The sequence below is a fragment of the Kroppenstedtia guangzhouensis genome (assembly GCF_014637345.1).
Lineage (GTDB): Bacteria > Bacillota > Bacilli > Thermoactinomycetales > DSM-45169 > Kroppenstedtia > Kroppenstedtia guangzhouensis.
The window spans coordinates 207,319-219,587 of sequence record NZ_BMEX01000004.1 but is presented as its reverse complement, the minus strand read 5'-3'; the positions used below and the strand labels follow the sequence as shown (position 1 = coordinate 219,587).

Below are 12,269 nucleotides of genomic sequence, written 5' to 3'. Positions count from 1 at the left end.
TTTCCCCCCTCAATAATGTGGGATCCTGCGGCCCTGCAATACTTCCTTCTGAATCTGGTTAATCTTTTGAACGGAAAGTGCATCCAATACTTGCGCCACCTCTTCTCCAGGGTGCCGGATCAATAAGGCGGCTTCAGACAGGGAGAGACTCATATTTTGGGCATCTTCTTTTTGAAACCGGCCTTTTCCCCAATGAGATCCGTCTGCCGTTTCATCCAGATTCCAGATGGCCGCATCAATCTGTCCGCTTTCCAACTGGTTGAACAGTTGCATATAGTTGACCTCCACCAATTGGACATCCAATCCCTTGCATTCCGCATAGGTGAGGTCCCGCTGATCCGGGGAAGAAGGGTCGATTCCCACCCGCATTCCAGGCTCTATTTGCTTTTTGTTCCGATCGGCAAATAAAACTCCATGATGCTCTACATAGGTTTTCTCACCCAGGAATTGTTGAAGAGACAGGTCGTTATACTGGCGGCAAGCTTTTTCCGCAGCCCAACGGGAGACAATCGCAAAGTCAATTCGCCGGGAGCGAAGGGCTTCAATCCGGCTGTCGGCACCGCGCATATAAGCGATGGTAAAAGGCAGCTTCATCTCTTCAAAGATTTGAACAAATCCGGTAGCCAACCCTTCGTATCTTCGGGAGTAGGGAAGAGGCATCGCTGCCACCAATGCACCGCGATCGGCAATTTTCCAGAGCAGGGACTGATCTTTGTCAACCAGGAAAGTTCCCAAATGACCTCTGGACTCCAAACGTACCGCTGACATTTCCTCCAAAAGTCTGAGCCCACCTTGAATCGTTCCCCGGGCCGCATTGAAAACCCTTACAAAATCGTCGATGCGGGGTAATTGCTCCCCTTTTTTCAAACGGAGCAACTGCACAGCAATCTGTTGGGCCACTCTCCCGTTCTTCGTATAAATACGTTCGATTTGTGTGTCCATGAGCATTCCCCAATATACAGTATATTGTACTTTTATATTTACACGAGATTCTCTTCATGTCAATCTGTTTGAGAGGGCTTTTCTTCGGAAATTTTTTACTGATGTGCGAAAGTCCTGTTACTAAAAGCGTTGTGAATTAGTGCTGGCCGAGTCGCTAGAAAAATTGTTTTTAAATAAGGACAACCTATTCCATCTTGTCATCCTGATCCCAACGGGAAGAACCCTTCTCCAAAGTGATCCCCTTGACTGTACGTCCGGCAAACCATTAGGCTTAAAAGAATCAGTTCACGCCCGTCAACGCTGGATCCCCACCCGGTGCAATCGTGAAGGCAGAAAGAGAGGGGCTTCATATGAACGAGCATTCTGTGCCGGCAACGGAAAAAATCTCAAAAGGGAACACAGCCCTTTTCATGGTCGGCATGATCTGGGTTGCCTTTAATTTGCGGCCGGCCATCACCTCCGTCGGTCCGCTGATTGGCGAGATTCGTCAGGATCTGGGTATTTCCAACGGGTTGGCCGGATTGCTGACGACTCTTCCCGTTCTCGGGTTTGCTCTTTTTTCTCTGTTGGCACCCAAAATAGGGAATCACCTGGGAAATGAGCGGACGGTGTTTCTGGGGTTGATCATTCTCACTTCCGGGATCGTGATCCGTTCCAGCGGTCCGATCGCAGCTGTCTTTACCGGTACAGCCCTGATCGGAGTCGGGGTGGCCATCGGCAATGTATTGCTGCCGGGGATCGTCAAGCATCGCTTCCCTGAAAAAACGGGGATGATGACCAGCATTTACTCCACCTCCATGGGTCTGTTCGCCGCCATCGCTTCCGGGGTCAGCATCCCCCTGTCCCGGGGTTTACACCTGGGCTGGCGAAGGGCATTGCTGCTGTGGGGAATCGTCGGAGTTATCGCCCTGCTCCTGTGGGTGGCACAGCTTGGGAGAAAAGCCCCCCCCGATATCCCGCGATCTGCAGAAGACTCCGTCCCCCTGTGGGGATCTCCCCTTGCCTGGCAAGTCAGTTTTTTTATGGGGTTGCAGTCCTTTCTTTTTTATTGCATTGTCGCCTGGCTTCCTGAAATCCTGAGCAGTCAGGGCATGAGCAGGGGAATGGCCGGCTGGATGCTGTTCGGGGTGCAGTTTATCGGGCTTCCAGCTACTTTCTTGGCACCGGTCTTGGCGGATCGTTTCTCCCACCAGAGAGGGATCGTGGCGGTGGTCAGTCTCCTGTACTTCCTGGGTTTGCTCGGGTTATTTGCCAGTGGAAGCCTGATCCTGGCGATCCTGTCTGTCATCTTCATCGGTTTGGCTCAAGGAGCGACGATCAGTCTGTCCCTCACAATGCTGAGCTTGCGCGCCAACCACGCGAAACAAGCCGCCGCTCTCTCCGGCATGGCCCAATCCTTTGGTTATCTGCTGGCCGCCATCGGACCGATTTTAACCGGCTTCCTTTACGACGCCACACATTCCTGGACCCTGCCGATCCTTACCTTCCTCCTCGTCAGCTTCTTCATGTTGATCGCGGGACTGGGTGCCGGTCGCAATGTGACCGTGTTCCATGAGAAATAGAAGCGCAACAAAAAACAGTCACCACCACCTGTTAGGTGGAGGCGGTGACTGTTTTCATTTCTTCCGGGAGCGGATTTCCCCGTTCGTCCCAAACTGTTATGACACCTCACCCTTATACAGCGTCACCCCTTTTTCCAGGCAAAAACGATCCACATCTTCCTCAAAAGTGCGCAGAAATTCCCGGGCGTTCACCTTGCTTTGGGTCAGTTCCCGGTCATAGAAGCGAACCCGGATCTTGCCGTCCGCCATCTCCTGTGCCGCATCCGCTCCCAGGCGTTCCCGCACATAGTCGATCACCCATTCTGAGGGTACATGGGCTTCAAACTCCTCCACCAACCGGGCCACCTCATCTTTGGTTTTCGGTGTATAAAGTGTATTCTCCACCCGTTCATATAGTGGACGGGGACGATACAGATAGGCAGGATGGCCCATGAAGGCGAATCGCTCAGGATTCACCATCCACAGCTCTTGTATGGCGGGAAGACTGCCTACTTCCGTGAATACTTCCAACAGTTTCCGAACTCTTTGTTCGTTTAAGGTGGAATCGCCCGTTTGAAAATATTTCATATCATCAAATTCTGCGACTGTTAACATGGCATCATCAACATTCAACCGGTTTACATAGATTTCTTCTGTCACAGTGGGATTGAAAAATGTAACATCGTATAATTCATAACGATCCCGATCACTCAAAACTTCTTTTCGAACAATGTCGATGGAATTGACATCTTTCAGCCCTTCATCATAGCTAAATGCAAACCCCCTTAGCCACTCTACCTGACCCCAGTGTTTCATAAGAATTTCCGTTACATCCAATCCTGCCTGAATATAATCCCCTTTCAGATAAGAACCCCAAAAGGAATACATCAGCCATCTCTCGATCTCTTCCATTATCCTTTCCCACCCCAGTCGATCCGGCGATAATTCACCGTGATGTTAAGTTGCTCTTCAAAAGCCTTCTTCATCTTCTCCAACGCATCTTCGGAAGCCCATTTCGGCACTTTCAGCATATATTCCACCTGTGCATCGGAATGAGTAATTCCCAGCTCCTTGGCCAGGGGAACTTATCGAGGTTGCTAAGAAAATAAACGGCTGCCATGCCTGAGTCCTGCAAAAAAGGACGAACAGGGAATCAACAGATTCCCCGTTCGTCTCAAACTGTTATGACGCCTCACCCTTGTACAACGTTACACCCTTTTCCCGGCAAAACCGATCCACATCTGCTTCAAAGTTGTTCAGAAACTCCCGGGTATCCACTTTGCTTTTGGTTAGCTCCCGATCATAAAACAAGACCCGGACCTTGCCGTCCGCCATCACCTGTACCGCATCTGCCCCCAGGTGATCCTGCAAATAGTCGATCACCCATTCCATCGGCACATAGGTATGAAACTCCTCCACCAATCGGGTTACTTCGTCTTTTGTCTTCAATGTATAAAGCGAATCCTCCACCCGTTCATACAGCGGACGGGGCCGGTACAGATAAGCGGGATGGCCCATGAAGGCATTTAAATCGCGATCCGGCATCCACAGTTCTTCAATGGCGGGCAGACTGGCCACATCGGTGAACACTTCCAACAGCGCCCGGGTTCTCTGTTCATTCAAGGTAGGATCCTCGGTTTGGAAATATTTCAGATCATCGTATTCTTGAATCGTTAACATTGCATCAAAAATATCCAACCGGTTCACATAGATTTCTTCTGTCACAGTGGGATTGAAGAATGTAACATCATATAATCTATATCTTTTTTGATTACTCAAGACCTCATCCCTGATCTTGTCGAAGGAATCGACATCTTTCAGCCCTTCATCATAGCTAAATAAAGTTCCCCTTAGCCATTCTACCTGACCCCAGTGCTTCATCAGGACTTCCGTCACATCCAGCCCCACCTGCATATAATCTTCCTTCAGATAGGAGCCCCAATAAGAAAACATCAGCCATCTTTCGATCTCTTCCATTATCTTTTCCCACCCCAGTCGATGCGGCGATATTTCACCGTGATGTTGAGCTGCTCTTCAAAAGCCTTCTTCATCTTCTCCAACATGTCTTCGGACGCCCATTTCGGCACTTTCAGCATATATTCCACCTTCGCATCGGAATGAGTGATTCCCAGCTCCTTGGCTGAGGAAATCTTGTCCAGATTGTTGAGGAGATAGTTTACAGACTCCTTATGCTTCTTAAATTGAATATAGCGTATCTGCCTTGCATCAGTATTTGCCGGAATACCTCGCCTAATAAATCGATCAGGATCATCCTCCGCCAGATTAGCCAGCCGCTCAAATTCCTTTTTCGAATACATCTTCGCTTCTTCCACGATCGTAATTCTTCCATCTTTGACCACTATATCATCCGGAATCCCAAAGGTGGTTTTTCGCCCGGGATCTTCTTTATAAGCCTGATCCAAAACGCTTTTAAACAAACTCCTGGTCTTACTCGTCCCCAGACTTCCCGGCAGGGGATCTTCTTCTTCAAAGCGTTCCCATCCTGTCTTCTTTTTCTCCGGCTCCTTCCCATCTCCTCCGCCGGAACTCCCGGTCCCGCGGGATTGCCTCACATCCGGTCCGGTCCAGTCCACTCTTGCTCCCGTGCCGGCCTCCTGCATGGAGCGGCCGGGCATCCATCTCCGCGCAAAACGCTGGAGGGCCGCTTTTCCCCGGTGGATCAGCTCATCCACCACCCGGATGACAGGGACGCGACGGGAAAGCTGATCCGCCGCCACAGCCAGGACGAGGACCCCGGCTTCCTGGGGTGGGCGCCGGAGCAACTCCTTTCCCCACTGTTTCAAGGTTCCGACTGGATCTTTCAGAAAAGCCTTTGTCGGCTCCGGGTTTTGCAGGATGTCATGGGCGGTGAGTGCGGCACCGAGAGCGGTGAATCCTCCCGCCAGGAAACCGCCTCCCGTCGCCACCGTCAGCATGCCACCCAGCACGGTGACGGCGGTGATCACCCCCGCCTTTTCCCAGCCGTTCAGCCCTTGCCACCAGTCAGCGAGACGGTCCAGCAGACCTGTGAAATAGGCATCCGGTCCCTCATGCAGGATGTAAACATCAGCGGACAGCCACAGCAACAGCAAAGCAGCCAAGGCACTCCCCAGAATCAGGGAACGCCGGTGGAGCGTCTGACACAGGGATTCCTGTTCCATCTCGATGTCATCATCCCGTGGCGCCAGCAACGAGAAACCGAGGCGCCTTCGTTCCCGGGTGAACAAGACCATGTGGCCCCATACTTGTCGCCCCCGGGGGATCGCCTGCAGAATAGTCAACAGCTCCGTCAAGGGCTCCAACAGGCGCTCACCGGGGAGCAGGGGCAACCTTTCCCCCACCCGGTTCAACCGGCGGTAGTCCAGCCCGATCGCCAACAGAAACGCCGCCACGAAGACCCATTTAAAGAAGTGTCCCTGTCCTGTCAACAGATACAGCCACTCCAAGGGTAACGGCATCCCGTCACTGTGAGCGTTCCAGGCCCCATGGTCGAACACGGCCCAGGCGAAGACCGCCAACGGAAGGAGGAAAGCCTTCCTCCCCCACCGTTTCGGCAAATGAATCCCCAGTCCGATCGCCAAGGTGACAAACCCGCTCCAGATCCCATGCCCGGAGGAGAAGGCCTCATGGCTTTCAAAGGAGCCGGGAAACAGGGTGAATACCCCCCAATTCTGCTCAGTGTCGGACAACAGTTCCGCCAGGAAACCAAACAACCCGCTTCCGGAATCCGCCGTCACCCAACGCCGCAACATCTCCTCCATAAAGTCAAACCCGACCCCGACCGCCGCACCGGCCAACAGATAGTCGGTCAGGCTGAAGGTTTGGGTACGCCGGGTCCACAGGAAGAGGAGAAAGAAAGGGAACAGCTTCACCGTCTCCTCGACGAAGGGCCCCAACACCTCACTGCTCCAGTCCGCCCGCACGGAAAGGGCTCCCTCAGCAAACAGGCCATGAGTGAAGTAGATGATCAAGGCTGATAAGGGGGCGATCAGCCATGCACCCACCGCAAAAAAACGGGGCGGTCCCCGTCCAGGTCATCGTCTTGCTGCGGGCGAGGAACCAAAATTGCCACAGCAGGTAGTAGCTCCACAAGAACTGAACCATCGCCTGCCTCGCTTGCGGGATGAAGATCCAGGCGAGGATGGCAAGGGGGATCAGGACCCAGGCCAACAGGATGTATGCCTTCCTCCCCCAGCGAAGCAGTTCGGGGTGGGCTTCTCTCCACCGTTTCCACCGTTGTTCCCCATATTGCAGGCAAGCGGTCCCCCACTGCCGCATCGTTTCAATCAATCACACCCCTCCTTTTTCTGGATATGATTGTATCGGAAATGATGCAATTTTACCATAAAACAATGGATTCAATTCAAATCCCCATCTGCCAAAGAGTTCAACCCGAATCACTTTCCATTTATGAGAATAATCGAATAATCAATGATGTTTTATATCAATTGTGTGGTTGAAAGAGATTTGAGATAAAAATCAAGGCTGTCAAGACTCCTCGACAGCCTCTGTACAGGTTGATTCAATTCCCAACGAGCAAAGAGAGCAGACTTTTCTTCTGATCCGCCTTCTTGCACCACAAGCTGAGATTTCCGTGTTCGGTGTAATAAGGACAAATAATCCCGTTTGGCACTTCCACTTCGGTGTCGGGCGGATTCTCCTCCGTTCCTCCGAGACGGACAAAGTGATGGGCGTTCCGGACGGTGATGCTTGTATATACATCCCATCTGCCCCGTAAAGTCTTGCTCTGCTCCATCCACTTGGCGAGGGTGAGTTCAGATTGAAAAAAAATGCTACGATCGTCTTTCCATTGGATGACAGCCGGGAAATATCCATCGATCCATTCCGTCCGTTTTCGCAGATAGAGAGCCATCTGCACCTCTTCCCTCCACCGCTCCATCTCCTGCCGGAAAACCACCTCCCCCTCCAGTCTCCATGTGCCGGTGGAGGGGTCCGCCCAAGAGAAATCGGTGATCCGGCAGGTGGGTTTTTTCATCTGAACCCGGTTTTGTTTTTGTTTCACCGCTTCCTCATAAACCTGAATCCATTGTCGGACAAACCTCTCCTCACTGATATTCTCGCTGATGTTCCGGGCCTCCCGACACATAGCCGCCCACTTTTCCCGATCTTGAAACAGCGTGATCATCGCCTCACTCATCCCGTCCAGATCATCCCGCTGAATCAGGAAGCCGTTGACATCATGGGTGATCAGATCCCGGGGGCCGTAATTGACATCGTAAGCAATCACCGGTGCACCCGCTGCCAAACTTTCGGCAATCACCAAGCCAAAGGCTTCCCTTTCCGTAGGGAGTAAGGAAAACGCCGCACTTTGGAAGACAGCCTGGGCATCCTGGGTGGCTCCTTGGATGAACACATGGTCCTGCAGGCCCAATTCCCTGATCAATTCGCGAAGATTTGCTTCTTCACGCCCGAAACCCCACAACTCCAGCCGAGCCTGGGGGAATCGTTCCGCCACCTTTTGGAAAGCACGGATTGCATGATCACAATGTTTGGAAGCGACAAACCGACTGATCACCACCGCCTTCCACGGATCCCGTTGGATATGGGGATCCGGTTCCACCCGGGGGACAGCATGAAGGATATCGTGAAAGGTTGTTCGCATGCCAAACTAGCGCTGAATATCCCGCTTCTGCTCTTCCGTGATCACAACAAAAGCATCAAACCCGTCGGCTTGTTTCAGTGCCAGTTCGTTCTGCTTGGAAACAGGTGCACCATACACGTATGGCTCATCCAGATGATTGCTGTGAAGCATCTTCACCTTGACAGCCCTCGGGTCGGCTTCAAGCAGTAGACGGCTGGTTTTGGGATCATCCGACTGAAGGATCACCGTCGGCTCTTCTTGGACCAATCGATTTAACCAAAACAGTTTCATCTCTTTTTCGCTTTGAAATGTCCGAATCAGTTGCCCACCCCGGTCAAACCAATGAACTCGGTAGCATTTCCCCTGTTCGGGTTCATACCAATTGGAAAGAAAGCAATGTCCCTCTTCATCGAAAAAACGGGTCTGGCGGGGCTTGTCCAAGATCTGATCCAAATATACCGTCCGTCTGAGCCGCCCCTTGGCATCGAAATGTTCCCGACGGATCCGGTAGTGGTTCTCATTGAAAAAATCAATAAACTTCAGTCGACCGTCCTCGCCATACTCCTTGTACTTGACATAGAGCCCGTTTTGAAAAAAATGATATCCTCTTTTCTCTTCATCCTTCACGACGACAAAGCCGGGCTCCTCCACAGGATGAAGGATCCGGTCCACCTGGGGACGAGAGGGTAGTTGCGGGCATAAAAACTCATACAGATTATGGATGATTACTTTTTCGTTGATGATTTGCAGGCGCAACAAATCCTGTCTCACTTGGTCATAGTCCGGGTTGAAGTCAAAGGTCACCACATGGATCCTCCGGTTGAGCTCCTCTGCCAAAAGCTTCGCCCTTGTCAACAGGTTTCGGGTCAGTCCCCCCCCGTTTGGCCTTCACCGAATTGATCATTTGATAGATTTCCAACTTTGTACATCCTCCTATGATCTGAACATAATATACCTAAAAAAATTAAAACATCCTCTACTACCATTATTCGTATGAAATTCAACCTTTTCAGTCCAAATTCCACCATATCAAAAAAGGGGTGCCAAAAATGGCACTCCTCTGGCCGGGGGTTGTGAAAAGGCAGAAAGGAAGGTACGATTTTCTGGAAAGGGACTCCACTCAACAGGAGGAGAAAGATCCAGTGACATCTGATGCGAGATCGATCGATATCCGTAGGTATATGGAGATCCGTTCAGCTTTTGGTCCCTCTTTTGCCCATGACGACCGGGGGATCTACTTTCTGTCCACGATGAGCGGCATCGCCCAGGTATGGCGACAGGATGTGGACCTCCCGTGGCCGAGACAGATCACCTTTTTCCCGGAGCGGGTGATGGGAGTGGCCGCCTCCCCCCGGGAAGACCTCATCCTGGTCAGCGCGGACCGAGGCGGAGACGAGCGGGCGCAGCTCTTTTTGATGGACGGAGACGGGCTGGATATAAAGGATATATCCCAGGACCCGGAACACATCTATGCTTTCGGTGCCTGGTCTCCTGATGGAAAACGCTTCACATACGCTTCCAACCGGCGTAATGGAAAAAACTTCGACGTATATTTGTATGAGTTGGAGACGGACAGCCACCGGCTTCTGCACCGGAGTGACCACACCAATTACGCCGGCCGGTTCAGCCCTGACGGGAAGAAAATCCTCTTTTCCCGGATTCACACCAATATGGATCGCGACCTCTATCTCCTGGACCTGGACTCCGGGAATACCCGGCTGCTCACACCTCACAAGGGGCAGGCCCTCTATACCGGAGCCCGTTTTTCCGCCGACGGTGACACTCTGTTTCTCCTGTCAAACCGGGAAAGCGAGTTTACGCGGGTGGCCCGGATCCATCTGGCCACCCTGGACTGGACCTGGCTGACGGAGGACCGTTGGGATGCGGAAGACCTGTCCTTGTCCCCCGACGGTGGCCTCCTCGCTTTCACTCAAAATGAAGGGGGCAACTCCCGGCTGAAGGTTCTCAATGCGGAATCTTCCCGTTCCCTGAATCTTCCCGAACTGCCGCAGGGGGTGATTCTGGGCACGACATGGAACCGACGGGGAAACAGGCTGGCCCTCACCCTGAGCAGCCCCCGCCACGGAACGGAGATCTGGCAGATCCATCCGGAGAAACCCCAGCCGGAGCGAATCACCTATGCCTCCATCTCCGGCGTTCCCCAGGACACCTTTATCTCACCGGAAGAGGTGAGCTATCCCTCCTTTGACGGGCTGGAGATTCCCGCCTTTTATTACCGGCCTTCGGGTCATCAGGGTCCCCACCCCGTCATTGTATGGGTCCACGGGGGGCCGGAGTCCCAGAGCCGGAACAGTTTCAACCCGGTGATCCAGTTTTTCCTGCAGCGGGGCATGGCTGTCTTGGTTCCCAATGTCCGGGGCAGTTCCGGATACGGACGCACTTATGTCCATCTGGATGATGTGCGCAAGCGGATGGATTCCGTCACCGACCTGGCCCGGTCCGTCGATTGGCTGAAGAAACACGGCAACGCACGGGAGGAGGCCATCGCCGTCATGGGCGGAAGCTATGGCGGATTCATGGTGCTGGCCGCCTTGACCCACCATCCCGATCTCTGGGCCGCCGGGGTGGATATTGTGGGGATCGCCAACCTGCGCACCTTCATCCAAAACACCAGCCCCTATCGTCGCCATCTGCGGGAGTCGGAGTACGGCACCATCGAGGAAGACGGTGACTTTTTCGACCGGATCTCTCCCATTCACCATGTGGACCACATCCGGGCCCCTCTCTTCGTCGTCCACGGCGCCAACGATCCCCGCGTCCCCGTCTCCGAAGCGGAACAGATCGTCGCTGCCCTCCGAAAGCGCAACCACCCGGTGGAGTACCTTCGCTATGAAGACGAAGGCCACGGCCTGGCGAAACAGGAAAACCGTGTGAAGGCTTACGGCGCCATCGCCACTTTCTTTCTTGGAGAAATGGTTGATGAAGAAGTAAGTATGGGATGACAGCACAACCCCCGGCATCCTGAAAGGAAGAGGCCGGGGATTTGTGTGTTGTGGAAGTCATCCCAGGAGAGGAATGATCCGGAAATATGAAGGTAAGAGACCGCACATAAAGTCAATCCGTTCAACTCAATCCTCAACAAAATAGTCAGTGTCGATTCGTTTCACCACATACCGGACATATTCGTTCACTCCGATGTCAAATTCAACCATGTTAGTCGGCCAACCGTTCCCCATCGATCAACACAATTTTCCGATCGATCCGATCCACATAATCCAAGGCCCCATCGGTAAATGTGGAGGTTGTGATAAAAACTCCCTTGTGAGCTCCTTGCCCGATCAAGCTACCGGCAAATTTCTGGATCTCCGGACGCCCCACCGAACCGTTCCACCGCTTGGCCTGAATGTAAATGGTGTCCAGACCCAATTTATCCTCTTTGATGATCCCATCGATCCCCTCGTCACCGCTTCGCCCAATAGCCTGCCCGGCATCGGACCGTGAACCTCCGTAACCCATGGCCACGAGCAAATCGACGACCAACTTCTCAAAAAATGCGGCACTACACATCATCACCTGTTCAAGGATTTCCTTTTTTAACTCTTTCCGAAGTTCCTGGTAACCGATCTCCAGCGTTTCTTCCGGGGTTTTATCCGACTCTCTCTGCCTTACTGAGGAAGATGATTTTTTCTTGGATGGATTTATAAATTCAACAAATTCAGGGAATTGGGTTAGGAACTAAACATCAATCATAACTGGTTCCATCGCCAAGACTTCCTGTCCCCGGGGGGGTGATTCTGTATTTGGCTCGTTCTGTGTTTTCCAAGAGCAAAGCTTTTTTCATATAGGTACGAGCCCAGCCCACCCGATTATCGAAAGTTCGTTGCCGTCCGCTCGGTAACAATCCCTTCAGTTCCTCTTCGGTAAGCTTTAATGCTTTTGCGAGACAATCCTTGATTTCCCCCAAACTGTGCACCTGACCATCTGCTAATATCTTCAAAAACGGCAACATCAAAGATTGATAATCCGGTACGGACATCCTGCTTCAGCCCTTTCATACCGCCCGTCGGTCGTCAAACTCCATACCTGTCACGTTTGAATCAACTCATCCGAAGCCGCTAAAAACAATACTCCCCCCACTCAGGGGGGAAGTATTGTCAGCGTCCGGGTTCACTGTTTTCAGCTGCACTATTTGCCGATACTTTTACGACAGAAGATTCAGTCGC

The 12,269-nt window shown here is 52.4% G+C and carries 11 protein-coding genes; 2 read left to right on the top strand and 9 right to left on the bottom strand.

Features of this window, described 5'->3' with window-relative positions; genetic code table 11:
• Positions 1–9: 9 nt before the first annotated feature.
• Positions 10–942, bottom strand: coding sequence for a GntR family transcriptional regulator YhfZ (yhfZ, locus tag IEV46_RS07605; protein WP_188431578.1), 933 nt, complete (start codon positions 940–942; stop codon positions 10–12).
• Between the two features lie 350 nt (positions 943–1,292).
• Between yhfZ and IEV46_RS07600 the strand changes: the two genes are divergently transcribed.
• On the top strand, positions 1,293–2,504 hold the full coding sequence (locus tag IEV46_RS07600) for a CynX/NimT family MFS transporter (RefSeq protein WP_188431576.1): 1,212 nt from the start codon (positions 1,293–1,295) through the stop codon (positions 2,502–2,504).
• 96 nt (positions 2,505–2,600) lie between these two features.
• Here IEV46_RS07600 and IEV46_RS07595 read toward each other — a convergent pair whose 3' ends face one another.
• The 6 genes from IEV46_RS07595 to IEV46_RS07570 form a co-directional block, all read right to left on the bottom strand.
• Complete coding sequence (locus IEV46_RS07595; RefSeq protein ID WP_188431574.1) at positions 2,601–3,395, bottom strand: hypothetical protein; 795 nt, start codon at positions 3,393–3,395, stop codon at positions 2,601–2,603.
• Positions 3,396–3,665: 270 nt separating this feature from the next.
• Complete coding sequence (locus tag IEV46_RS07590) at positions 3,666–4,460, bottom strand: hypothetical protein (RefSeq protein ID WP_188431572.1); 795 nt, start codon at positions 4,458–4,460, stop codon at positions 3,666–3,668.
• Positions 4,460–6,487, bottom strand: coding sequence for a PrsW family glutamic-type intramembrane protease (locus IEV46_RS07585; RefSeq protein WP_188431570.1), 2,028 nt, complete (start codon positions 6,485–6,487; stop codon positions 4,460–4,462). Before IEV46_RS07585 ends, IEV46_RS07590 begins: the two co-directional genes overlap by 1 nt.
• On the bottom strand, positions 6,420–6,773 hold the full coding sequence (locus IEV46_RS07580) for a hypothetical protein (RefSeq protein WP_188431568.1): 354 nt from the start codon (positions 6,771–6,773) through the stop codon (positions 6,420–6,422). Before IEV46_RS07580 ends, IEV46_RS07585 begins: the two co-directional genes overlap by 68 nt.
• 232 nt (positions 6,774–7,005) lie before the next feature.
• Entirely contained in the window at positions 7,006–8,106 is a 1,101-nt protein-coding gene (locus IEV46_RS07575; RefSeq protein ID WP_188431566.1) for a glycosyltransferase, read from the bottom strand.
• A gap of 6 nt (positions 8,107–8,112) precedes the next feature.
• Positions 8,113–8,955 (bottom strand): glycosyltransferase, encoded by an 843-nt coding sequence (locus tag IEV46_RS07570; RefSeq protein WP_268235878.1) that lies wholly within the window; start codon positions 8,953–8,955, stop codon positions 8,113–8,115.
• 179 nt (positions 8,956–9,134) lie between these two features.
• On the opposite strand from IEV46_RS07570, the gene IEV46_RS07565 reads away from it, so the two are divergent.
• Positions 9,135–11,048, top strand: a complete 1,914-nt coding sequence (locus IEV46_RS07565) for a S9 family peptidase (protein WP_188431562.1) — start codon at positions 9,135–9,137, stop codon at positions 11,046–11,048.
• A 211-nt stretch (positions 11,049–11,259) separates the two neighbouring features.
• Here IEV46_RS07565 and IEV46_RS18475 read toward each other — a convergent pair whose 3' ends face one another.
• Together IEV46_RS18475 and IEV46_RS18470 are read right to left on the bottom strand one after the other, a co-directional pair.
• On the bottom strand, positions 11,260–11,613 hold the full coding sequence (locus IEV46_RS18475; RefSeq protein ID WP_308420291.1) for a restriction endonuclease: 354 nt from the start codon (positions 11,611–11,613) through the stop codon (positions 11,260–11,262).
• Between the two features lie 175 nt (positions 11,614–11,788).
• Positions 11,789–12,082, bottom strand: coding sequence for a winged helix-turn-helix domain-containing protein (locus tag IEV46_RS18470; protein ID WP_308420290.1), 294 nt, complete (start codon positions 12,080–12,082; stop codon positions 11,789–11,791).
• Positions 12,083–12,269 lie beyond the last annotated feature (187 nt).